Below are 22580 nucleotides of genomic sequence, written 5' to 3' on the forward strand. Positions count from 1 at the left end.
TGCACGGCGGAGCCGGCCCATGCTGGCCGCGGCGTCGATGCCGTGCCCGACCACGTCGCCGACCGCCAGCGCCACCCGCGCGCCGGACAGCGGGATCACGTCGAACCAGTCGCCGCCCACGCCGTGGCGGACGTCCGTGGGCAGATAGCGCGACGCCACCTCGAGGGCGGGGCTCTCGGGCAGGTCGTGCGGCATCAGGCTCCGCTGGAGGGCCAGGGCCGCGGTGTGCTCGCGGGTGTAGCGGCGGGCGTTGTCCACGCACAGGGCGGCCCGTGCGACCAGCTCCTCGGCCAGCATCAGGTCGTCCTCCTCGAACGGGACCGGGTGGCGGGTGCGGACGAAGGAGGCCACGCCCAGGATGGTGCCGCGCGCGCTGATCGGCGTGACCATCAACGAGCGCATCCCGAACTCGCGGACCTTGCCGGCCCGGGCCGGATCGGGGTTGTCGCCGGTCCACGCGGTGACGGAGACGTCCATGACCGGGTCCAGGATGGCCTCACCGGAGAAGAAGCAGGAGGCGAAGGGGGAGCCGGGGGAGATGGCGATGACGTCTCCGGGCACCGCGATGGCCTCCGGGGTGCCTTCGTGGATGGAGGTCTGGCCCGCCCGCCGGAAGACCGGCAGCGTCCGGCGCGGTGAGGCCACCGGCTCCTCGCCGCGCAGCACCGACTCCAGCAGGTCGACGGTCACGAAGTCGGCCAGCCGGGGGACGGCGAAGTCGGCCAGCTCCTGGGCGGTCCGCAGCACGTCCAGGGTGCTGCCGATCTTCGCGCTGGCCTCGCTCAGCAGGGCCAGCCGTTCCCGGGCCCGCCATCGGTCGGTCACGTCCATGCCCATGTAGCACACGCCCACCGGGTTGCCGTCGGCGTTGTCGAGCCGGAAGAAGGAGGTGGAGTACGCGTGCTCGTGGTACGGATCGGCCAGGGTCCAGCCCCGGTACTCGTAGTCGATCACCGGTTTGCCGGTCTCCAGCGCCTTCCGCATCTGCGCTTCGAGGGCGTCGGTGTCCAGGCCGGGCAGGAACTCCCCCATCCGGTGGCCCAGCCGCTGCTCGCGCGGCACCCCGCCGTAGCGCTCCAGCATGTCGTTGAGCCACACGTACCGCAGGTCCGGGCTGAGGACGGCCATGCCGATGGGGGAGCGGACGAGAAACGCCTCCAGCAGCGATCCGCTCAGCGCCCACGAGGGGATCTTCGAGAGGTCGACCGCGGAGATCAGCCAGCACCTGCGGCCGCAGAAATCGGACATCGCCGAGATCCGCACCCCGGCCTCGACCGGGTGGCCGGCGCGGTGCCGGAGCGTCACCAGGCCGCCCCAGCTGCCCTGCCGGCGGCACTGGTCCGCGATGCCCTCCGCCTTCGCCGCGTCCTCGGGGGTCGCCAGCAGCACGGTGGCAGGCTTCCCCACCACCTCGGCCGCCGGATAGCCGAGGAGCTGCTCCGTGGCGGTGGTCCACCCGACGACGATGCCCGCCGCGTCGATCACCGCGGTCGCCGCGTCGGCCATGTCGAACGGGACGTGCGCTTCTGTGGGAACGATTCCCTCGGGACTGGTCATCGCCCGCCCCATCTGCGGAGACATTTCTGTTAATACTATGACTCCTGCGCCTCGCCAGTGGTGAGCCGGGCCACGATCAGGGCGAGCAGGATGATGCCGCCGTAGATCGCCTGGATCCAGAAGGACGACACCTGGGCAAGCGTGAGCAGGTTCTCCAGCATCCCCAGCAGCAGCGTGCCCAGCAGGGCGCCGAGCAGCGAGCCGCGGCCGCCCCGCAGGCTGATGCCGCCGATCACCGCGGCCGCGAACACGGTGAAGATCATGCCGCTGCCCTGGTCGGCGTTGACCGCGCCGACCCGTCCGGCGATGACCAGGCCCGCGACGGCCGACAGGGCCCCGCCCACCACCAGCACGGCCCAGCCCACCCGCGCCACCCGGATGCCCGCCGCGCGGGCGGCCGGGGCGTTGCCGCCGACCGCGTACACCGCGCGGCCGAAGCGGTGGTAGCGCAGGCAGAACCCGGCCACCGCGAAGCATCCGGCGGTCAGCCACACGCAGAGCGGCAGCCCCAGCCAGGTGTCGGAGCCCAGCGCGAAGAAGGCGGCCGGGGCGTCGAAGAGCGTCCTGCCCGAGACCAGTCCGATCAGCAGCCCGCGCAGCACGATGTTCATCGCGAGGGTGACGATGAAGCCGTTGAGCCCCAGCCCCACGATCAGGGCGGCGTTGACCGCGCCCACGCACGCCCCGGCCACCGGGATGATCAGCAGGCCGAGCCACGCGGGCCAGAGGGTGCCGAAGCCGCCGGAGGCGGCGGGCATGACGACCAGGAAGCCGAGCGCGGGCGCCAGGCCCGCGACGGACTCGAGCGAGAGGTCCATCCGGCCGCTGAGCAGGATCATCGCCTCGGCGAGCACCAGCAGCCCCAGCGCCGAGGAGGCGCCCAGGATGTTGATCAGGTTGTCCCGCTCCAGGAACGTGTGGTCGGTCACCGCGCCCACCACCACCAGCAGCACCACCGCGGGCAGCAGCGCCAGGTCCCGCACCCGGAACAGGGCGGCGCGGCGGGCCGGGCCGGCCGGCGAGGCGGCCGGGTCACCCATGGCCGGGCGTCACCCCTTCGACCGCGGCGAGCAGATCCGCGTCCCGCCACCCCGCCGGGTACTCGGCCGACACGAAGCCGTTGAACATGACCAGGACCCGGTCGCAGACGCGCAGGTCCTCCAGCTGGTCGGAGACCACCAGCACCGCGCGTCCCTCGGCCCGGGCCCGCAGCGCCGCCGCCAGCAGGGTCTGCTTGGCCCGTACGTCCACCCCGGCCGTCGGGTCGATGAGCACCAGCACCCTGGGGTCGGTGGCCAGGGCGCGCGCCAGGACCACCTTCTGCTGGTTGCCGCCGGACAGCCGGCTCAGCGGCTCGGCGGGCCCCCGGGTGCCGATGTCGAGATCGGCGATCGCCCGCCGGGCGACCGCGTCCCGGGCCCGGGGGCTGATCAGGCCAAGCGGCCCGAGCCGGCCGCTGATCGGCATGGTGATGTTCTCGGCCACCGACAGCCCCGCGACCAGCCCCTCGTGGTGCCGGTCGCGCGGCAGACAGCCGACCCCGGCGGCCAGGGCCGCGGGGACGCTTCCGGTGCGCAGCGGGCGGCCGAAGATCCAGGCCCGGCCGCCGGTGGTCCGGTGCAGCCCGGCCAGCGCGGCCCCGAGCTGATGGCTGCCCGAGCCGGCGAGCCCGGCCAGGCCCACCACCTCACCGGCCCCGACGGTGAGGCTGATGTCATGGAAGCGCGGGCTGCTGAGGTGCTCCAGGCGCACGGCGGCGGGGGCCGGGCCGGCCGGCCGCGGCCGCTCGGCGGGCGGGGCCGGCGGCCCGCCGCGCCCGCCGGTCATCGCCTCGATCAGCTTGCCCGGGGGCATCTCGCCGACCGGGGCGGTGACGATCCGCCGGGCGTCGCGCAGCACGGTCACGACCTGGCACACCTCGTACACCTCCCGCAGGTGGTGGGAGATGTAGAGGAAGGTGACCCCGGCCTCCTCGAGCCGCCGCATATGGGCGAACAGCCGGCCGGCCGCCCGGCTGTCGAGCTGGGCCGTCGGCTCGTCCAGGACGATGAGGCGGGTGCCGCGCGAGAGCGCCCGCGCGATCTCCACCAGCTTGGTGTCCTCGACGCTCAGCCCGCCGGCCCGGGCCGTCTCGTCCACCGGCACGCCCCACTCGTCCAGGAGCGCGCGGGCCCGGCGCCGCATCAGCCGCCGGCTGATCACCCGGCCCCGCGGGGTGACCGGCTGACGGCCCAGGAACAGGTTCTCCGCCACCGACAGCTCGCCGACGACCGTCGACCGCTGGTAGACGCACGCCACCCGGCGCCGCCAGGCCGCCCGGTCCGCGAGGGGTGGCGCGGGTTCGCCGTCGTACCGCACGGTGCCGCGCTCCGGCCGGGTGAGGCCGGTGAGGACCGACACGAGCGTGGACTTGCCCGCGCCGTTGCGGCCGACGAGGGCGTGGGAGGCGCCCGCCTCGACGGCGAGGTCCGTGTCCAGCAGGGCCACCGTGGGCCCGTACCGCTTGGTGATCCCACGGGCCTCGACGAGCGGGGGTCGGGCGCGGGTCATCGGCGGTTGCCCCACAGCGCCGGGTCGTCGACGTTCCGCCGGGTCACCAGGGGCGCGGGGAGCTGGTCCTGGAGGATGCCGCCGGGCAGCTCGACGACGGTGCTGCCGTGGCCCGTGCGGCCCGGGTGGAAGGTCTTCCCGGCCATCGCCCGCTTGATGTAGTACATGGCGTACTTGGCGTAGAGGTCGGCGGGCTGGGAGACGGTGGCGTCGAGGAAACCCTGGCGGATGGCCCTGAGTTCCTCGGGGATGCCGTCGTTGGAGACGATCGTGATGTGCCGGGGGCGGCCCGCGCGCACCAGAGCGTGGTGCCGCTGGAGGGTGCGCAGGGTCGGCGCCAGATACACCCCGCCGGCCTGCAGATAGATGCCCTTGATGGTGGGGTTGGCGCTGTACAGCGCCTCCAGGCCGGCCGCGGCCCTGTCCGCCTGCCATCCGGCGGGGATGTTCAGCACCTTGATCGCCGGGTGGTGCCGCGCCATGCACCGGGAGAAGGCGGACGTGCGGTCGCGGCCGTTGGCCGAGGCCAGGTCGCCCTGGATCTGCACCACCTTGCCCGTCCTCACGGCCCGGCCCAGGACCTGGCAGGCCTTGCGGCCGTAGGCGCGGTTGTCGGCCCTGACCACCATCGCCACCTTCCCCTTCTCGGGGGCCACGTCGACCGCGACCACGGGGACGTTCCGGCGCTGCGCGGCGCGCAGGCCCGCGACGACGGCGGCGGAGTCGATGGGCGAGACCACCAGGCCCTTGACGCCCTCGGACAGCAGGTTCTGGATGTCGGCGATCTGTTTCGCGGCGTCGCCGTCGGAATTGACCGTGGGGAGCACCCGCACGCCCTGGGCGGCGGCCTGCCGCGGGATGTCCTGGTTGTACGCCTGCCAGAACGGCGAGGTGAGGAACGGCAGCACCACCCCGACCCGGCCGCCGGCCGACCCGCCGCCCCCGCAGCCCGCGGCGGCCGGGGCCAGCGCCAGGACGAGGACCGTGGCGGCGGCCCGGCGGCGCCCCGCGCCCCTCACGCCACCCCCTGCGCCCGCTCGGCGAGCCAGACGGCGCCGTGGGGGTAGGCGTACGCGCGCAGCGACTCGGGGCGCAGGGTGGAGCTGAACCCGGGGACGGAGGGGGCCGTGTACCGCCCCCGGGCGATCACCGCGGGATCGGTGAAGTGCTCGTGCAAATGGTCCACGTACTCGACCGTCCGGTCCTCCCGCGTCCCGGAGACCGCCACGTAGTCGAACATGGCCAGGTGCCGCACCAGCTCGCACAGTCCCACGCCCCCCGCGTGCGGGCACACCGGGACCCCGAAACGGGCGGCGAGCAGCAGGATCGCCAGGTGCTCCGAGACCCCGCCGACGCGGCAGGCGTCCAGCTGGAGGATGTCCAGGGCCCCGGCGAGCAGCAGCTGTTTGAAGACCACGCGGTTGGCCGTGTGCTCGCCGGCCGCGACCTTCACGGGTGCGACGGCGCGGCGGATCGCGGCGAGGCCGAGAATCTCGTCGGGGGAGGTGGGTTCCTCGATCCAGTACGGGTCGAATCCGGCCAGCGCCTGGACCCACGCGACCGCCTCGCCCGGCTCCCACCGCTGGTTGGCGTCCAGCGCGATCCGGATGTCCGGGCCGACCGCCTCGCGGGCGATCCGGCAGCGCCGCAGGTCCTCCTCCAGGTCGGCGCCGACCTTCAGCTTGATCTGGGTGAAGCCCTCGGCGACGGCCCGGCGGGCGGCCGAGGCGAGCCGGGCGTCGGAGTAGCCGAGCCAGCCCGGGGAGGCGGCGTAGGCGGGATAGCCCTCGGCCCGCAGCCGGGCCTCGCGCTCGGCCTTGCCGGGTTCGGCGCGGCGCAGGATCCGCAGCGCCTCCTCGGGGGTCAGCGCGTCGGTGAGGTAGCGGAAGTCGACGAGGGCGACGAGCTGCTCGGGGGTGAGGTCGGCCAGCAGCTTCCACAGCGGCTTCCCCGCCCGCTTGGCGTACAGGTCCCACAGGGCGTTCATCACGGCGCCGACGGCCATGTGCGTGACGCCCTTGTCCGGGCCCAGCCAGCGCAGCTGGCTGTCGCCGGCCAGCGCCCGGTACACGGCGCCCAGGTCGGCCGGGGCGGCGCCCAGCTCCGCCCCGGTCAGGTGCGGGCGCAGGGCGTCGATCGCCGCGACCGCCACCTCGTTCCCCCGGCCGATGGTGAAGCAGAAGCCGTGTCCCTCCAGGCCGTCGGGGGCGTCCGTGCGCAGGATCACATAGGCGGCCGAGTAGTCGGGGTCGGGGTGCATGGCGTCCGAGCCGTCGAGCCGCCGGGAGGTGGGGAAGCGGATGTCGCGGGTGTCGACGGCCGTGATGCGCGCCCTGGTCAGCCGCTGTGTCATGCCTGATCACGCACCCGTCGCTCGTGCCCTCGGCAACGCCGCTACGCCTCGCGAAGAAACTCAACATAGAGCATAAACCCGGCAAAAGCCTCAGAGTGTGCGATCGGACGCTCCTTGTCGCGGAACTATTGACAACGGTTCCGTGGCGAGCTGAGGATCGGCCCGTGAACCTGTCAGACAGCCAGACAGCTCTATCCGTCCCCCGCCGAGTCAGCGCCTTGGAGGCCGTGCTCACGCACCTTCGCCAGGCCATCGAGGGGGGCGAGTACGCGGTCGGGGACAAGCTTCCGTCCGAGGCGGAGCTCTGCCGCCGGCTGGAGGTCAGCCGGCCGGTCCTCCGGGAGGCGCTGCGGGCCCTGCAGACCATGGGGCTCACCGCGTCGCGCACCGGCAAGGGTACCTTCGTCATCTCCAGCGGCCCGGTGGCGGACCCCACCTTCGGCGACTACACGGCGAGCGACCTGCTCGAGGTGCGGCGGCACGTCGAGATCCCGGTCGCCGGGTACGCGGCCACCCGCCGCACCGCCGAGGACCTCGACCACCTGGGCCATCTGCTGGACCGGATGGAGCGGGAGACCGACACCACCGCGTGGGTGGCGATGGACACACTTTTCCATCTGGCCATTGCCCAAGCGGCCCGGAACCCTGTATTCCGCAAGGTGATCGAGGAAATCCGCGACGCCCTGGCACGGCAGTCCGCGTTCCTCAACGAACTCGGCGGCCGGCGCGAGCAGGCCAACCGGGAACACCGGGCGATCGTCGAGGCGCTGTCCGACGGCTCCGAACCCGACGCCGTGGCGGCGATGACCCATCACCTCCAGCGCGTCGAAAAAACCCTCACCTCCATCGTGCGGGCCGCCCCCGGGGCGGACCGCACCGCAATACCCACGGAAGGCGGACAGCAGGAGTGAGCGAGCAGTCCCTCCGGCACGAAGAACGCCGTCAGCAGCACACCGACACGTCCCCCGCGCACATCGACGCGGGGGACGCCGGGTACAGCAAGTCCCTCAAGGCCCGGCACGTCAACATGATCGCCATCGGTGGCGCCATCGGCACCGGGCTCTTCCTCGGAGCCGGCGGGCGGCTCAACGACGCCGGACCCTCGCTCTTCGTCGCCTACGCGGTCTGCGGAGTCTTCGCCTTCCTGGTGGTGCGGGCCCTGGGCGAGCTCGTGCTGCACCGCCCCTCCTCGGGCGCCTTCGTCTCGTACGCCCGTGAGTTCCTCGGCGAGAAGGGCGCCTTCGTCGCCGGCTGGATGTACTTCCTGAACTGGGCCACCACCGGGATCGCCGACATCACGGCCGTCGCGACCTACACCCACTACTGGGGCATGTTCACCGACATCCCGCAGTGGGTGATCGCCCTGATCGCGCTCGCCGTCGTGCTGGCGGTGAACCTCATCTCGGTGAAGATCTTCGGCGAGATGGAGTTCTGGTTCGCGATCATCAAGGTCGGCGCGCTCGTCGCCTTCATGGCGATCGGCATCTTCCTGCTGGTCACCCGCCACCCCATCGACGGCAACGACCCCGGCCCCGCGATGATCTTCGACCACGGCGGCGTCTTCCCGCACGGGGTGCTCCCGATGCTGCTGGTCATCCAGGGCGTCATCTTCGCCTACGCGTCCGTCGAGCTCGTCGGCGTCGCGGCGGGGGAGACCGAGAACCCCGAGAAGATCATGCCCAAGGCGATCAACTCCATCATGTGGCGCGTCGCCCTCTTCTACGTCGGCTCCGTGGTGCTGCTCTCCATGCTGATGCCGTTCACCTCCTACTCCGCCGACCAGAGCCCGTTCGTGACCGTGCTGTCCAACATCGGCGTGCCCTCGGCGGGCGGGGTGATGAACCTCGTCGTGCTCACCGCCGCCATGTCCAGCCTCAACTCCGGGCTCTACTCCACCGGCCGCATCCTGCGCTCGATGGCCATGTCCGGCTCCGCCCCCAAGTTCACCGGTGTGATGAGCCGCACCCACGTCCCGTACGGCGGGATCCTGCTCACCGCCTTCTTCTGCGTGCTGGGCGTGGGCCTGAACTACGTGGTGCCCAGCAAGGCCTTCGAGATCGTGCTGAACTTCGCCGCGATCGGCATCCTCTCCACCTGGGCCATGATCATGCTGTGTCACCTGCTCTTCTGGCGGCGCTCCCGGGAGGGACTGGTCGAGCGCCCCGGCTACCGGCTCCCCGGATCGCCGTACACCGAGATCGTCACCATCGGCTTCCTCGCCTCCGTGCTGGTCCTGATGTGGGCCGACGGCGGGCCCAGCCGGCTGACGGTCATGGCGCTCCCGGCGATCGTGCTGGCCCTGGTCCTCGGCTGGTTCGGCGTACGGAACCGGGTGACCGGACGGCGATGACCGCCCCGGACCCCGGCGACCCCGCCACCTCCCCGCCCCCTTCCTCCCACCCCACCCCTACTACCGTCGCGAGCACCTTGAACACCTCCTCCGCCTCCGCCTCCCCGCACTCCGACACCCACCACCCGCTGCCCGCCGAGGCCCCCGAGATCCGCGAGCCACGCCACGTACCGCTCGTCCAGGTCATACGCGGCGGCCTGGTCGAGGGCGTCCACCACGGCTCGGCCGTGGTCCTGGCCGCCGACGGCCGGGTGCTCGTCCAGGCCGGCGACCCCGACGTCGCGTTCTACCCCCGCTCGGCCCTCAAGCCCGTCCAGGCCGTCGCCATGGCGCGGGCCGGGCTGCCGCTGGACGGCGAACTGCTGGCGCTCACCGCCGCCAGCCACTCCGGCCAGCAGCGGCACCTGGCCGGGGCCCGGCGCATCCTCGAGCAGGGCCGGCTGGCCGAGGACCTGCTGCGCAACGTCCCCGACCTGCCCTACGGCGCCCCCGAGCGCGAGGCCTGGCTGCGCGCCGGACGCGGCCCCTCCCGGCTCGCCCAGAACTGCTCCGGCAAGCACGCCGCGATGCTGCTGACCGCCCAGCTGTGCGACTGGCCGCTGGAGGGCTACCTCGACCCGGCGCACCCGCTGCAGCGGCTGATCGCCGAGACCGTCGAGGACCTCACCGGGCAGCGGATCGCCCGGGTGACGGTCGACGGGTGCGGCGCGCCGCTGTTCGCCGTCTCGCCGCGCGGGCTGGCCCGCGCCCTCGCCCGGATCGCCACCGCCCCCGCCGGCACCCCCGAGGGCCGGGTCGCGGCCGCCATGCGCGAACACCCCGAGATGGTCGCCGGGACCGGGCGGGACGTCGCCCGGCTGATGCGCGCGGTGCCCGGCCTCATCGCCAAGGACGGCTTCGAAGGCGTCCAGGTGGCGGCGCTGCCCGACGGGAGCGCGCTCGCCGTGAAGATCGCCGACGGCGCGGACCGCGCCCGGATGCCGGTGACCGCCGCGGCCCTCGCCCACCTCGGCATCGCCCCCGAGCGGCTCACCGAGTTCGCCGAGGCCCCCGTCCTCGGCGGCGGCCGGCCCGTCGGCACCCTGCATGCGCTGAACGTGTTGTCGCAGCGGCTCGCCTGACGCGCCCCCCACCCACGCCACCCTCACCCCCCACCCCAACCCTCACCCCGTCTCACCAAGGGATACCGCACACCGATGACTGCCACCGGCTTCCGCCGAGAACACGACCTGCTGGGTGACCGCGACGTGCCGGCCGGCGCGTACTGGGGGATCCACACCCTGCGCGCCACGGAGAACTTCCCCATCACCGGCACCACCATCGCGGCCTACCCGCACCTCATCGGTGCGCTGGCCGCCGTCAAGGAGGCCGCCGCCCGCGCCAACCAGGACCTGGGGCTGCTGGAGCCGCGCAAGGCCGACGCCATCGCGGCCGCCTGCCGGGAGATCCGCGAGGGCAAGCTGCACGACCAGTTCGTGGTGGACGTGATCCAGGGCGGCGCGGGCACCTCGACCAACATGAACGCCAACGAGGTGATCGCCAACCGGGCGCTGGAGATCCTCGGCCACGCCAAGGGCGACTACACCCAGCTGCACCCGAACGAGGACGTCAACCTCAGCCAGTCCACCAACGACGTCTACCCGACCGCCGTCAAGGTCTCCACCATCCTCGCCGTGCGGGGGCTGCTGGCCGCGATGGAGGTGCTGCGCGAGGCGTTCGCCGCCAAGGCCGAGGAGTTCCGCGACATCCTGAAGATGGGGCGCACCCAGCTCCAGGACGCGGTGCCGATGACCCTGGGCCAGGAGTTCTCCGCGTACGCGGTGATGCTGGAGGAGGACCAGAGCCGGCTGCGGGAGGCCCAGAGCCTGGTCCACGAGATCAACCTCGGCGCCACCGCGATCGGCACCGGCCTCAACGCCCCCGCCGGCTACGCCGAGGCCGCCCGCCGCCACCTCGCCGACATCACCGGCCTGCCCGTGGTCACCGCCGCCAACCTGGTCGAGGCCACCCAGGACTGCGGCGCCTTCGTCCATCTGTCGGGCGTCCTCAAGCGCATCGCCGTCAAGCTCTCCAAGAGCTGCAACGACCTGCGGCTGCTCTCCTCCGGCCCGCGCGCCGGGCTGAACGAGATCAACCTGCCGCCGGTCCAGGCCGGGTCCAGCATCATGCCCGGCAAGGTCAACCCGGTCATCCCCGAGGTGGTCAACCAGGTCGCCTTCGAGGTGATCGGCAACGACGTCACCATCACGATGGCCGCCGAGGCCGGGCAGCTCCAGCTCAACGCCTTCGAGCCGATCATCCTGCACTCCCTGTCGGAGAGCATCACCCACCTGCGGACGGCCTGCCTGGTGCTCGCCGAGCGCTGTGTGTCCGGCATCACCGCCAACGCCGAGGTCCTGCGCGCGGCGGTGGAGAACTCCATAGGCCTGGTCACCGCGCTCAACCCGCACATCGGCTACAGCGCGGCCACCGCCATCGCCAAGGAGGCCCTGGCCACCGGCCGCGGCGTGGCCGAACTGGTCCTGGAGAAGGGGCTGCTGCCCGCCGACCGGCTCGCCGCCGTCCTCAGCCCGGAGCAGGTGGCCGGCCGCGGCTGACCCCTCTCAGACCGGCTCCCGGAGACGGGCCACGGCCGGCGCCGCGCTGAACGGCAGCAGATCCTCGCGGCGGTCCGGGCGCCGTACGTCGACGCGGAGCTGGTCGGCGATGCGGTAGGGGCGGTGCGCGAGCACCGCCCCGAAGCTGCGGCGCAGCCGGGACATGGCGGCGCGCACCGTCACCGTCCGCGTCGGGTCCCCGAACAGGTCGTCGGCGAGCTGCGCCGCCGTCCGCCCGCCGGGGGACGCGGCGAGGACCAGCAGCACCTCGGCGTGGCGGGCGCTGAGCTGGTGGGTCCAGGTGCCCGAGGGCCCGGCGAAGGTCAGCGACCACTCGTGCGGGCGGCGTACGTCCAGCACCAGGCGGCCGGCGCCGCCCGGCTCGTACAGCTCGCCCGCCTCGTCCGCCCCGGTGTCCAGCACCCGCAGCAGATGGCCGCCCGGCAGCGGCTCCACCGCGCAGGCCCCGAGCGTGGGCAGCCATACGGGCCCGTCGAGCGCCGTCTTGGGCAGCAGCAGCCGGCGGTCCCGCGGGGTGACGCCGGTGACCCCGGCCACCCAGCCGTGCGGGTCGACCGCGACCGCCTTGCCCCGGATCCGCGCCAGCACCGGGGCGGCGACGGCCCGCAGCCGGTCCAGCTCCCGGCTGTGGGCCAGCCGCAGCTCGCCCTCCGCCCACCGGGCCGTCGCGGTGACCAGCGACAGTACGGTCGGGTGGGCGCCGGCGGCGGGGCCGCTGATGTCCACGATGCCCAGCAGCCGCCCGTCCCTGGGGTCGCGGACCGGGGCCGCGGCGCAGCTCCAGGTGTGGAAGGCGCGGACGAAGTGCTCGGCGGAGTGCACGCGCACCGGCGCCCGGACGGCCAGCGCGGTGCCGATGCCGCTGGTGCCGGCGACGTCCTCGGCCCAGTGGGCCCCCTCGGTGAGGGCGATGCCGTCGGCGTGCCGGCGTACGCCGCGGTGGCCGTCGATCCACAGCACCCTGCCGTCGGCATCGGTGATGATCATGATGTGGCCGGCCGCCTCCGCGGCCTCCAGCAAGCCACTGTGCAAGGTGGGCAGCACATCCGCGAGCCGGGTCCGCTGCCGCCGCCGCTCCAGCTCCTCGATGCCCAGCAGCCGCGGGGCGCTTCCCCGCTCGGGGTCCAGGCCCAGGCGCAGCATGCGGTCCCAGGACTGCCCGATCACCGGGCGCGCGGGCAGCGGCAGCCGGCCCCGGCTCAGCGCGGCCTCGCGCATGACCGACATGAGGCGGGCCGATTCGGCGGGGCTCAGGTCGGCCAGCGGACCGGTGCCGAGCGAGGCTCTGCTTCGCATGGAGATGCGGCCTTTCGTTCCTCGGGTGCCAGGCGCCGCGGCCGAACAGGCTTTGTTTCACCGGTGATTGTATGGCCCGCCCTCACTCGACCGGGCCCCGCAGCGGCTGTTCGGCCCAGATCGTCTTGCCGGTGGCCGAGTGGCGGCTGCCCCAGCGGCGGCTGAGCTGGGCGACCAGGAGCAGTCCGCGGCCGCCCTCGTCGAAGACGCGGGCGCGGCGCAGATGGGGCGCGGTGTTGCTGCCGTCGGAGACCTCGCAGATGAGGCTGCGGTCGTGGATCAGGCGCAGCGTGATGGGGCCTTCGGCGTGCCGGATGGCGTTGGTGACCAGCTCGCTGACGACCAGTTCGGTGGTGAACACCGCCCCGTCCAGGCCCCAGGCCAGGAGCTGGTCGGCGGCGTCCTGGCGGGCCCGGGCCACGGCGGCCGGGTCCGGGGGCAGGTCCCAGGTGGCCACCTGGGACGCGTCGAGCGCCCGGGTGCGGGCCATCAGCAGGGCCACGTCGTCGGCGGGGCGGCCGGTGACCAGGGTGGCGAGCACGGCCTGGCACAGCTCGTCCAGGGGCCCGGCGGGCCGGGAGAGCGCCGTGCGCAGCGCGGCCACCGCCTCGTCGACATCGCCGTCGGGGGCCTGGAGCAGCCCATTGGTGTAGAGGGACAGCAGGCTGCCCTCCTCCAGCTCCACCTCGCGGGACTCGAACGGCAGGCTGCCCAGGCCCAGGGGCGGCCCGCCGGGCAGGTCGAGGAAGTCGGCGCGGCCGTCCGGGCGGGTCAGCACGGGAGGCGGATGGCCGGCGCGGGCCAGGCAGCAGCGCCGGGACACCGGGTCGTACACCACATACAGACAGGTGGCCCCCAGGCCCCCCGCGGCGTCCGCGCCCGGCTCGCCCCCCGCCTCGGCCGACAACTGGGCCACCAGGTCGTCGAGGTGGGTGAGCAGCTCGTCCGGGGGCAGATCGACATCGGCCAGGGTGCGCACCGCCGTCCGCAGCCGGCCCATGGCGGCCGACGCCTGCACGCCGTGGCCCACCACATCGCCCACCACCAGGGCGACCCGGGCGCCGGACAGCGGGATCACATCGAACCAGTCGCCCCCGACGCCCGCCCGCGACCGGGCCGGCAGATAGCGGGAGGCGGTCTCGACCGCCGCGCGGCGCGGCAGCTGCCGCGGCAGCAGGCTGCGCTGCAGGGTCAGGGCGGTCTCGCGCTGCCGGGTGTAGCGGTGGGCGTTGTCGATGCACACCGCGGCCCGGGCCGTGATCTCCTCGGCGAGCAGCAGATCGTCCTGCTGGAACGGCTCGGGGCGCCGGTGGCGGGCGAACGCGGCCACGCCCAGCGTCGTCCCCCGGGCGCGCAGCGGGACGGTGATCGTGGAGTGGAAGCCGAACCGGCGCGTCGAGTCGGCCCGCGCGGGGTCGTCCCCGGCCCACCGGGCGACGGCCTCGGGGGTCACCTCCGTCAGCACCCCCCGCCCGGCGGCCAGGCACTCGGCCGCGGGGGAGCGCTCCGCATAGACGGCCAGCTCACCGAGTCCGATCACCACGTCCGGGCTGCCCTCCAGCACCGAGCGGGCGGCGACGCGGCGCAGCACGACCGTGCCGGGCACCGGCCCGGGGGGCGGCTCGTCGCCGCCGGGGTGGACGGAGGGCAGCAGATCCACCACGGCGAAGTCCGCGAACGCCGGGGCGGCCACCTCGGTCAGCTCCCGCGCGGTGCGCGCGATGTCCAGCGTCGAGCCGATGCGGAGGCTCGCCTCGTCGAGCAGCGCCAGCCGCCGCTGCGCCTCGTACCGCTCCGTGACGTCGTGCGCCGACAGGATCACCCCTCGCGGCCGGCCGTCGGCGCCGCACAGCGGGGCCAGCGAGGTGGACCAGGCCGGCCTGCCGGGGGCGGGTGGGAGCCGCAGCGAGCGCGGCAGGCCGCTGTCCAGCACCTGGCGCATCAGCCGCTCGGCCTCGGCGCCGCGCGAGTCGGCCACGATCTCCGACATGCGCAGTCCGCGCATCTGGTCCTGGGTGAGCCCCATCGCGCGTTCCATGTCCGCGTTGGCCCACCGCAGCAGCAGCCGCCGGTCGTAGACCGCCATCGTGCAGGGCCCCTGGGCGAACGAGGCCTTGACCAGCCAGTCGTCCCCGGCGGTCGGCACCGTCCGGTCCAGCGGCGAGACCAGCAGCCACTCGGCGCCGCCGCCCGCCGCCGCCCGGTGGTGCGCCAGCAGACGGACCCGCAGGGGGTGGCCGTCGCGGTGGAGCAGCGTCAGCTCCCCGGCCCACCGGCCCAGCCGCCCCCGGGCGCCGGGGAGGTCGGGGCCCGCCCCGCCTACGAGCAGCAGCGAGGCAGGCCTGCCCAGCACCGCCGCGCTCGGGTGGCCGAGGAGCCTGCGGGCCCCCTCGCTCCACCCGGTGACGATGCCCCGCTCGTCGAGGGTGGCCCTGGCCGTCGACGGCTCGTCAACGAGGCCGTCCCACCGGACGGGGAGATCCCGCACGGTGTCCGGTCGCCTCATGGTCGTTCATCCCACGCTGCCTGGTAGATCCGGCCGAGATCGTGAGGTCATGCGCGCCGTCGCCGCGCCCGCGGCGGAAGAAACGCCTGGATGCTCACATCTTCAAGTATGACTCGGCTGCCCATCCACCTCCCTCCAGGGAAACACCCCCGGCCGGCGAACGCGCCCGTCGGCCCTCAGGAACGCGGCGCGGGGCCGGGGCGTCGGTGCTCCGCCCCGGTCAGCCCCTGTCGCCCATCGCCTTGCGGATCGTGTCGCGGGCGCGGTCCATCACGGCGGCCACGGGCCCGGCCATGATGTTTTTTGGCGCGGTCTCCACCCCGGGGTGGGGACGGGTGGGGGCCATGGCCTCGGCGGCCTTGACCGCCTTGGCCATGGCGGCGAGCCGGCGGGGGTCAGAGCGGCGGCGCAGCTGGGCGAACTCGTAGCGCTCCTCGGCGCGGGCGTGCCGCATCACCTCGGTGCGCAGTTCCCGCAGGGCGGGCAGGAAGTCCGGCTCGGCCGGGTCCATGTCGTCCAGCCGGCTGAGCCTCTCCTTGGCGTCCCTCTCCTCCCGCAGCCGGTCCTCCACCACCTGCTCGCCGCCGTCGAAGGCCCGGCGGGCCGAGGGGTGGACGACCTCCTCCTCGGCCGTCTCGTGGACGGCCAGGAGCTGGACCAGCCTGCGGAACGCCGCCCGCCGCTCCTCGCCCTCCGCCCGCTCCACCTCGTCGAAGAGATTGCGGATGTCGCCGTGCTGCCGCATGAGCAGCGCGACCACGTCCTCGCCCCCGCCGGTGACATCGCTCCTGGCTTCGTGCGTCACGCCGGCCTCCCCGCGCTCTCCACCCGGTAGTCCCGGCCGTACAGGTGCTGGTGCTGCTCCATGACCAGCTCGCTCGGCGGCCCGCCGTCGCTGTTGACGGTCCGCTGCATCGCCTCGAACCGCTCGTGGGCCTCGCGCACATAGCCCGCGCCCAGCGTGGTCAGGTCGATCTGGGTGTCCAGCAGCCCGCGCAGGTACTCCTTGTTGGGCTCGAAGGTGAGCACGTCGGGCAGGCGCGGGGCCACCACCTGCTCGGGGTCCCGGCCGTCGTGGCGGCGCATCAGGTCGCAGGCGATCCGCAGGTGCTCCAGCTCCATGCCGAGGTGCAGTTCCCAGATGGCCTTCACCCTCGGGTCCGGCTCCTGCTCCATGAAGGAGTAGTAGAGGTAGCACTCGTTGTACTCGTGGTTGACCAGCTGCTCCCACCAGGTCTCGCCCGGGTCGACCAGGGACTCGTAGTGGGTGACGTGCTCCTCCTCGACCAGCCCGATCTCCTGGTACAGGCGGCGGGCGATCGGCTCCATGTACTGCGGGCCGACGTTCATGTAGAAGTTCATCGTCTGCTGCTCGGCCGACATGATCGTCAGCGCGTGGAGCTTGGAGAGCGGGTCGGCGCGGTCCCGGTCGTACGGGTCGCGCACGTTGTCCACGGCGTCGCGGTGGTGGTACGGGGTGGGCCGGCCCGGCATCACCTCGGTGAGGCCCTGGACGATCTCCTCCGCCTTGCGGTGCTCGATCATCTCGTACAGGTTCGCGTACCGGTAGAGATGGTCGAAGTCCTCCAGCACGCCGAACTGGTAGGCCTGCTTCAGATACGGATCGGGCTCCATGCGGGCCACCCACGCCGTCAGGTCCACCGCCACCTGCTCATAGGCGATGGTGGTCTCCAGCACCGAGGACACGCCCGGCAGCAGCCAGTTCACGACCTTCTGCTGCTGCTGTTCGATGTACCGGGTCCGCGCCAGTTGCCGCCTGACGTCCTGGTCGGGGCAGTGGCGGGCCATCTGGTGGCTGAACAGCACCGCCTCGATCTCGATGCCGTTCATGGTGATGATCCGGCACCGGGTGTAGGGGTCGCAGCGGTCGGGGTCGATGGGGGCGACGTCGAGCTCTCGCCAGTTGCGCAGCTGGCGGTCCAGCGGGATGCCCCGCTGTTCCAGCGGATTGAACGTCATGGGCGTCTCCTGGCAGCGGGGTGGGGGCTCGGGGGCCGTGGAGCGGAGGCCGGGTGCCCCGCGGCACAGGGCACCAACCAGAGGGCCGGGAGGACTCCCCGAATGGCCGAATCCGGCGCGCCGGGCCCCGGGACGTCCGGTAAGGAGCCCGGGTCAGCGGCCCGGCACGGCGGTGCCGGGCGTGGCGACGCGCGGGCCCGGCCCCGCGATGACGCGCCCTCCCCGGGGGCAGTGGACGAGGCGCGGGCCGAGCCCGCGGCGCCGGGCCTCGGCGAGGAAGTGGCCGAGGGGCGACTTCATGACGGTGTACTCCTCGTAGTGGACGGGCAGCACCAGCGGCGGATCGAGCAGCTCCACCAGATCGCAGCCCATGGCGGCGTCCATCGTGACCAGGAAGCCGCCGGGGAGCGTGGTGCCGCCCAGGTGGACCACGGCCAGATGGATGTCCGGGTGGTCCTCGGTGATCATCTCCAGGCCCTCGAACGGGAGGGTGTCGCCGGAGAGGTAGAGCCGCAGGGTGACCTGCCCGTACGCGTCCATGAACTCCACCACGCTGCCCATGACCGGCGGCAGGAACGCTTGCAGCGCCCCGCGCGCGTGCCGCCCGGGGACGGCCGTGACCCGGACCCGCGCGCCGTCCTTCACCAGGTCGTGGCTCTGCCGGTTGCGCAGCCCGGTGGCCCGGTGGAAGCCGTGGAACGCCTGGAGCCGGCGTGCGGCGTGCGGGGTGGTGATGACGGGCACGCCGCGGTCCAGGTGGCGGCGGGCGACCCGGTCCCAGTGGTCGCCGTGCAGATGGGACAGGACGACGGCGTCCAGCCCCACCGGCAGCCGCGTCACGGGCAGCGCGGGCTCGGTCAGGCGGCGCGACAGCAGGCCGTGGCCGAGGTACGCGTGCTGCCCGCGGTGGAGGAAGTTCGGATCGGTCAGCAGGGTGAAGGGCCCGTAGCGCAGCAGCAGGGTCGCGTTGCCGATGAAGTGGATCTCCACGGCGCCTTCGGGAGGGCTCGTGTTCATGGCGTGACCTCCGGCTCGTCCGGACGACGGCAGGGCGACCGAGTACCCCGGATGCGCGCCCCTGCCCTGCGGTAGGGTGGGAGAACGATAGTTCTCGTGTGTTCGGGTGCGGCCGTCGGCCGCTGGCGGCCGGGGCAGGGTGGATGAGGCAGGGGTCGACGACGCTGGAACTCGAGGCGACGAGGGAGCGGGTCCTCGACGCCGCCGAGGAGCTCTACTACGGCCGCGGTGTCCAGGCCGTCGGCATGGACGCGGTACGGACCGCCTCGGGCGTCTCCCTCAAGCGGCTCTACCAGCTCTACCCCTCCAAGGCCGCGCTGGTCGAGGCGTATCTGCGGCGCCGCGACGCCCGCCTGCTCGACGGGCTCGCGCGGTACGTCGAGGCGGCGCCGGGGCCGCCCGAGGAGCGGGTGGCGGCGGTCTTCGACTGGCTGTACGAGTGGTTCAGCGAGCCGGACTACCGGGGCTGCGCCTTCATCAACTCCTACGGCGAACTCGGCGCCACCACCCCGGAGGTCGCCGCGGCCGCCCGCGCCCACAAGGAGGCGTTCCAGCGGTATCTGGCCGGTCTCGTGGAGGCCGCGGACCTGCCCGCCGCGCTGGCCGCCCAGCTCGCCCTGCTGGCCGAGGGCGCGATCACCACGGCCGCCATATCCGGCACCCCCGAACCGGCCCGCCAGGCCCGCGCGGCCGCCCGGGTCCTGATGGACGCCGCCCGGGGCGCTGTCGGACCCCCGCTGTAGGGTCCTGCGCAGTGACAAGCGTGACCCGGCGCGCCGGGTCGTCAGCGGTGCGGGGGAAGCGTGACAGCGGAGGTCATCACGGTGCCTGAGGGCAAACTGCCCCCGGCGATCACCGACGAGCACACCCGGCGGTGGCTGAGCGGCGGGGGCCTGCCGGGCGGCGGCGATCTGATGCGCTTCCGCCCGCTGGCCGAGGGCCCGCCGGTGCCGGTCCCGCGGCTGCTCGCCGACTCCGCCGACCCGGCCCAGCTCGACCCGCACATCAGCGGCCTGCTGGCCATCGGCCACCTCCTCGTCGAAGGCGAGGAGGCCGATGTCGTCGTGCTGGACGGGGCCACCGGTCGCGTCTCCAGCATGCTGCTCTTCGAGGAGGACCCCGGCCTGCTCGAGGTCCTTCCCCTGGCGCCGTCCGTGGAGGCCCTCGCGCGCTTCCTCGACGCGGCGGCCGACCTGGCCGGGCTCCGCGGCCGGTTCGCCCACCTCGCCGGAGGCTACGGGACGCGGGCGGTGGCGGAGGCGTCCGCGCTGTATCTGTCGGTCCTCGAAGCCGAGGACTGGGACGGCGGCTGGGGGAGCGCGGGCGACGTGGCGGAGTGGGACCACGCCCTCCCCGCGTTCTGGCGCACCGTCGCGCTCATACGGCCGTTCGCGCTGCTCGCGGGCCCGGGCGGCGGTCTGCGGCTCGATCTGCCCGAGGGGGTGCTGGAGGAGGAGTTCGGGGCCGAGGAGATCGTGCGCTTCGACCCGGCCGAGCTGCCCGACACCCTCGTCCACGAGCCGACGCGGCGCTTCCTGGCCCGCACCGGGCTGCCCGAGGACGGCCTCATGTTCCGCCTGGACACCGAGGCGCCGACGCTGCCCACCCTCGCCCGGTGCCGCGAGGAGCACGAGCGGGGGGAGGCCTTCTACGGCTTCCCCGAGGACATGGCCGTGGCCCCCGAGCGGCTGCTGCGCCTGGGATACCTCGTCGAGGACACGGACGTCGTCATCGACGGGGACAGCGGCGCGATCCACGCCTGGAACATCCCCGACGCCGCCCTGCGCCCGCTCAACGCCGACGTCTCCACGCTGGCCTTCACGGCCTGGGCGCTGCACCGCGAGCGCGCCATCGACGAGGAACACAAGCTGACCGACGACATGTACCAGCCCCTGGCCGACACCATGACGGCCGTGCTGGCCTCGGTGGACCCGGTGGCCTGCCGGCCGACGGGCGAGCCGGACGACTGGCGCTACTGGCCGGAGGTCTTCCACGACGAGGCGGGCGGGGTGCTGTAGCGGGGAGGTCCGCCGCGAAGCGACGCCCCTAGGCTGCACGGACCGCGGCATCGGCCGCATCGCGGCCCGAACCGCCGCGTCGAGCAAGGAGAGTGAGCCCCGCGTGCCCCACGACGACGACCTCTGCTTCCTGCCCGCCCTCGAACTCGCCGACCTCCTGCGCCGCCGCGAGGTGTCCGCGCGCGAGCTGCTGCGGGCCCACCTGGACCGGATCGAGCGGGTCAACCCCGCCGTCAACGCGATCGTCACCCTCGTCGCGGAGCGCGCGTTCGACGCCGCGAAGGCCGCCGACGAGCGACTCGCGGCCGGGGCCGGCCCGGGAGATGTCGGCCCCCTCCACGGGCTGCCGATCGCCCACAAGGACACCCACAACACCGCCGGCATCCGCACCAGTCACGGCTCGCGGCTCGCCGACGGCGTGCCCGACCAGGACGACCTGGTCATCGAGCGGATCAAGGCCGCCGGGGCGATCACCCTCGGCAAGACCAACGTGCCCGAGTTCGCCGCCGGTTCGCACACCTTCAACCCCATCTTCGGCGCCACCCACAACCCGTACGACCTGGGCCGCAGCGCGGGCGGCAGCAGCGGCGGCGCGGCCGCCGCGCTGGCCTCCGGAATGGTGCCGCTCGCGGACGGCAGCGACACCGGCGGCTCGCTGCGCAACCCGGCCTCGTTCTGCAACGTCGTGGGCCTGCGCCCGTCGCCCGGCCGCGTCCCCACCTGGCCCACCGCGGCCGCCTGGAACACGCTGCCGGTCAAGGGCCCCATGGCCCGCACGGTCGGCGACGCGGCGCTGCTGCTGTCCGCCATGGCGGGCCCCGACCCGCGCTCGCCCATCGCCCTGGAGGAGCCGGGCGCCCGCTTCGCCCGCCCGCTCGACCACGATCCGCGCGGACTGCGGGTGGCCTGGTCGCCGGACCTGGGCGGGCTGGTCCCGGTCGAGCCGGCCGTGGCCCGCGCCGTCGAGTCGGCGGTCACGGTGTTCGAGGACCTGGGGTGCGTGGTGGAGGAGGCGTGCCCGGACCTGGCCGAGGGCGAGGAGGTGTTCCGTACGCTGCGCGCCTGGCTCTTCGAGATCTCCTTCGGCCCGCTGATGGACCGCTGTCCCGAGGACCACCCCGACGCGCTGAAGCGGACCATCCGGGAGAACACGGAGGAGGGCCGCCGGCTGACCGGGCCCGCCCTCGGCCGGGCCGAGGTGGCGCACGCCAGGCTCTTCCACCGGGTGCGCGAGTTCTTCGAGCGGTACGACGCGCTGCTGCTTCCGGTCAGCCAGGTGGTGCCGTTCGACGTCACCGCCGAATACCCGACCGAGGTGGCCGGAGTGCCCATGGAGGACTATCTGGACTGGATGCGCTCGGCCTATCTGATCTCCTCCACCGGCAGCCCCGCGCTGTCCGTACCGGCCGGGTTCACCCCCGAGGGGCTGCCGGTCGGCCTGCAGATCGTCGGCCCCCACCGGGCGGACTTCGCGGTCCTCCAGCTCGGCCACGCCTTCGAACAGGCCACCGGGCACTGGCGGCGGCGCCCGCCGCGCTGAGCCGCACGCCGCGCTGAGCCGCCCGCCCCGGAAACCGGCCGGCGGAAATCCGGGGGGCCGGTGACTGGCGGGCCGGCGGCGGGCAACCCGTGCCGAGCGCGGTCCCCGCGACGCGGACCGCCGACGGGACGGAGGTGAGCGATGTCCACCACCGCGGGCGAGGCCCGGCCCGCCGCGCCCCCCGGCCTCCGGCTGCCGGGGATCGTGCTGGGCGTGGGCATGGGCGGGTTCGTCGACGGCATCCTGCTGCACCAGCTCCTGCAGTGGCACCACATGCTGACCAGCACAAACGACGACAACATCGGCGTGAAGTACTACTCGGCCCACACCGTGTCCGGACTGCGGATGAACACCGTCTGGGACGGCGTCTTCCACACCGTGTGCTGGCTGGCGGTCCTCACCGGACTGGCCATCCTGTACGCCCGCGTCACCCACGACCGCCGCCGGGTGTGGACCTCACCCGTGCTGTGGGGCTGGATGCTGGTCGGCTGGGGGCTGTTCAACCTGGTCGAAGGGGTCCTGGACCACCACGTCCTCGGTATCCACCACGTGCGCGCCGGGCCCGGTCAGATCTGGTGGGACCTCGGCTTCCTCCTCCTCGGGGCGCTCCTGGTCGCCCTCGGCTCGCTGCTGCGCCGCCGGGGCCGCCCCCTGGACCCCGAACCCGCCGGCGCCCCGGCCGCCCCGGGACCCCCGGGTCGGCCAGGGCGGTCCGGGCCCCCGGGTCAGCCGGGTCGGCCGGGGCGGTCCGGGCCCCCGGGGCAGCCGGGCCGGCCGGGGCAGTCCGGGCCCCCG

The 22580-nt window shown here is 73.8% G+C and carries 17 protein-coding genes and 1 pseudogene; 8 read left to right on the top strand and 10 right to left on the bottom strand.

The window, feature by feature from the left end; all coding sequences use genetic code 11:
• From BBH68_RS29425 to BBH68_RS29445, 5 genes are all read right to left on the bottom strand, one after another.
• A partial coding sequence (locus tag BBH68_RS29425) for a SpoIIE family protein phosphatase (RefSeq protein ID WP_170066609.1) occupies positions 1–1557 on the bottom strand: 1557 nt, incomplete at its 3' end.
• 35 nt (positions 1558–1592) lie between these two features.
• The gene (locus tag BBH68_RS29430) at positions 1593–2597 is read right to left on the bottom strand and encodes an ABC transporter permease (RefSeq protein WP_065966768.1); all 1005 of its coding nucleotides are present in this window, start codon (positions 2595–2597) and stop codon (positions 1593–1595) included.
• Positions 2590–4107: a sugar ABC transporter ATP-binding protein gene (locus tag BBH68_RS29435; protein WP_065966769.1), complete on the bottom strand. Its 1518-nt coding sequence runs from the start codon at positions 4105–4107 to the stop codon at positions 2590–2592. Before BBH68_RS29435 ends, BBH68_RS29430 begins: the two co-directional genes overlap by 8 nt.
• The gene (locus tag BBH68_RS29440; protein WP_065966770.1) at positions 4104–5126 is read right to left on the bottom strand and encodes a sugar ABC transporter substrate-binding protein; all 1023 of its coding nucleotides are present in this window, start codon (positions 5124–5126) and stop codon (positions 4104–4106) included. The genes BBH68_RS29435 and BBH68_RS29440 overlap by 4 nt, the downstream gene beginning before the upstream one ends.
• Entirely contained in the window at positions 5123–6460 is a 1338-nt protein-coding gene (locus BBH68_RS29445) for an enolase C-terminal domain-like protein (protein WP_065966771.1), read from the bottom strand. The genes BBH68_RS29440 and BBH68_RS29445 overlap by 4 nt, the downstream gene beginning before the upstream one ends.
• A gap of 164 nt (positions 6461–6624) precedes the next feature.
• On the opposite strand from BBH68_RS29445, the gene BBH68_RS29450 reads away from it, so the two are divergent.
• From BBH68_RS29450 to aspA, 4 genes are all read left to right on the top strand, one after another.
• Positions 6625–7371, top strand: a complete 747-nt coding sequence (locus tag BBH68_RS29450; RefSeq protein ID WP_076972084.1) for a FadR/GntR family transcriptional regulator — start codon at positions 6625–6627, stop codon at positions 7369–7371.
• Positions 7368–8810 carry an amino acid permease gene (locus tag BBH68_RS29455; protein WP_065966773.1) on the top strand — a complete coding sequence of 481 codons (1443 nt, stop codon included), beginning with the start codon at positions 7368–7370 and terminating at the stop codon, positions 8808–8810. Before BBH68_RS29450 ends, BBH68_RS29455 begins: the two co-directional genes overlap by 4 nt.
• The gene (locus tag BBH68_RS29460; RefSeq protein WP_079151264.1) at positions 8807–9931 is read left to right on the top strand and encodes an asparaginase; all 1125 of its coding nucleotides are present in this window, start codon (positions 8807–8809) and stop codon (positions 9929–9931) included. Before BBH68_RS29455 ends, BBH68_RS29460 begins: the two co-directional genes overlap by 4 nt.
• A 75-nt stretch (positions 9932–10006) precedes the next feature.
• Positions 10007–11407, top strand: a complete 1401-nt coding sequence (gene aspA, locus BBH68_RS29465) for an aspartate ammonia-lyase (protein WP_065966774.1) — start codon at positions 10007–10009, stop codon at positions 11405–11407.
• A gap of 6 nt (positions 11408–11413) precedes the next feature.
• Here aspA and BBH68_RS29470 read toward each other — a convergent pair whose 3' ends face one another.
• The 5 genes from BBH68_RS29470 to BBH68_RS29490 all read right to left on the bottom strand — a co-directional run bounded on the left by BBH68_RS29470 (position 11414) and on the right by BBH68_RS29490 (position 18227).
• Positions 11414–12724, bottom strand: coding sequence for a GAF domain-containing protein (locus BBH68_RS29470; protein ID WP_065966775.1), 1311 nt, complete (start codon positions 12722–12724; stop codon positions 11414–11416).
• A gap of 82 nt (positions 12725–12806) precedes the next feature.
• Positions 12807–15230: a SpoIIE family protein phosphatase gene (locus tag BBH68_RS29475; RefSeq protein ID WP_065966776.1), complete on the bottom strand. Its 2424-nt coding sequence runs from the start codon at positions 15228–15230 to the stop codon at positions 12807–12809.
• Positions 15231–15450: 220 nt separating this feature from the next.
• Positions 15451–16035, bottom strand: coding sequence for a hemerythrin domain-containing protein (locus tag BBH68_RS29480; RefSeq protein WP_065966777.1), 585 nt, complete (start codon positions 16033–16035; stop codon positions 15451–15453).
• Positions 16032–17210: a hypothetical protein gene (locus tag BBH68_RS29485; RefSeq protein ID WP_065966778.1), complete on the bottom strand. Its 1179-nt coding sequence runs from the start codon at positions 17208–17210 to the stop codon at positions 16032–16034. Before BBH68_RS29485 ends, BBH68_RS29480 begins: the two co-directional genes overlap by 4 nt.
• Positions 17211–17363: 153 nt before the next feature.
• Entirely contained in the window at positions 17364–18227 is an 864-nt protein-coding gene (locus BBH68_RS29490; RefSeq protein WP_065966779.1) for an MBL fold metallo-hydrolase, read from the bottom strand.
• A 143-nt stretch (positions 18228–18370) separates the two neighbouring features.
• Between BBH68_RS29490 and BBH68_RS29495 the strand changes: the two genes are divergently transcribed.
• The 4 genes and pseudogenes from BBH68_RS29495 to BBH68_RS43440 form a co-directional block, all read left to right on the top strand.
• Positions 18371–18970, top strand: coding sequence for a TetR/AcrR family transcriptional regulator (locus tag BBH68_RS29495; RefSeq protein WP_104531432.1), 600 nt, complete (start codon positions 18371–18373; stop codon positions 18968–18970).
• A gap of 81 nt (positions 18971–19051) precedes the next feature.
• Positions 19052–20245 (top strand): SUKH-4 family immunity protein, encoded by a 1194-nt coding sequence (locus BBH68_RS29500; RefSeq protein WP_245738359.1) that lies wholly within the window; start codon positions 19052–19054, stop codon positions 20243–20245.
• Between the two features lie 103 nt (positions 20246–20348).
• Positions 20349–21785, top strand: coding sequence for an amidase (locus BBH68_RS29505; protein ID WP_065966781.1), 1437 nt, complete (start codon positions 20349–20351; stop codon positions 21783–21785).
• A 141-nt stretch (positions 21786–21926) separates the two neighbouring features.
• Positions 21927–22475: pseudogene (locus tag BBH68_RS43440) on the top strand (DUF2243 domain-containing protein); the annotation flags it as partial.
• Positions 22476–22580: the final 105 nt, after the last annotated feature.

The sequence above is a fragment of the Streptomyces sparsogenes genome, from assembly GCF_001704635.1.
Taxonomy (GTDB): Bacteria; Actinomycetota; Actinomycetes; order Streptomycetales; family Streptomycetaceae; genus Streptomyces; species Streptomyces sparsogenes.

What these genes read in the sequence shown, in the direction of transcription:
- BBH68_RS29430 (WP_065966768.1), bottom strand. Translation starts at nt 2,597, where the DNA reads ATGGGTGACCCGGCCGCCTCGCCGGCCGGCCCGGCCCGCCGCGCCGCC.
- BBH68_RS29435 (WP_065966769.1), bottom strand. Translation starts at nt 4,107, where the DNA reads ATGACCCGCGCCCGACCCCCGCTCGTCGAGGCCCGTGGGATCACCAAG.
- BBH68_RS29445 (WP_065966771.1), bottom strand. Translation starts at nt 6,460, where the DNA reads ATGACACAGCGGCTGACCAGGGCGCGCATCACGGCCGTCGACACCCGC.
- BBH68_RS29460 (WP_079151264.1), top strand. Translation starts at nt 8,807, where the DNA reads ATGACCGCCCCGGACCCCGGCGACCCCGCCACCTCCCCGCCCCCTTCC.
- aspA (WP_065966774.1), top strand. Translation starts at nt 10,007, where the DNA reads ATGACTGCCACCGGCTTCCGCCGAGAACACGACCTGCTGGGTGACCGC.
- BBH68_RS29470 (WP_065966775.1), bottom strand. Translation starts at nt 12,724, where the DNA reads ATGCGAAGCAGAGCCTCGCTCGGCACCGGTCCGCTGGCCGACCTGAGC.
- BBH68_RS29475 (WP_065966776.1), bottom strand. Translation starts at nt 15,230, where the DNA reads ATGAGGCGACCGGACACCGTGCGGGATCTCCCCGTCCGGTGGGACGGC.
- BBH68_RS29485 (WP_065966778.1), bottom strand. Translation starts at nt 17,210, where the DNA reads ATGACGTTCAATCCGCTGGAACAGCGGGGCATCCCGCTGGACCGCCAG.
- BBH68_RS29490 (WP_065966779.1), bottom strand. Translation starts at nt 18,227, where the DNA reads ATGAACACGAGCCCTCCCGAAGGCGCCGTGGAGATCCACTTCATCGGC.
- BBH68_RS29495 (WP_104531432.1), top strand. Translation starts at nt 18,371, where the DNA reads ATGAGGCAGGGGTCGACGACGCTGGAACTCGAGGCGACGAGGGAGCGG.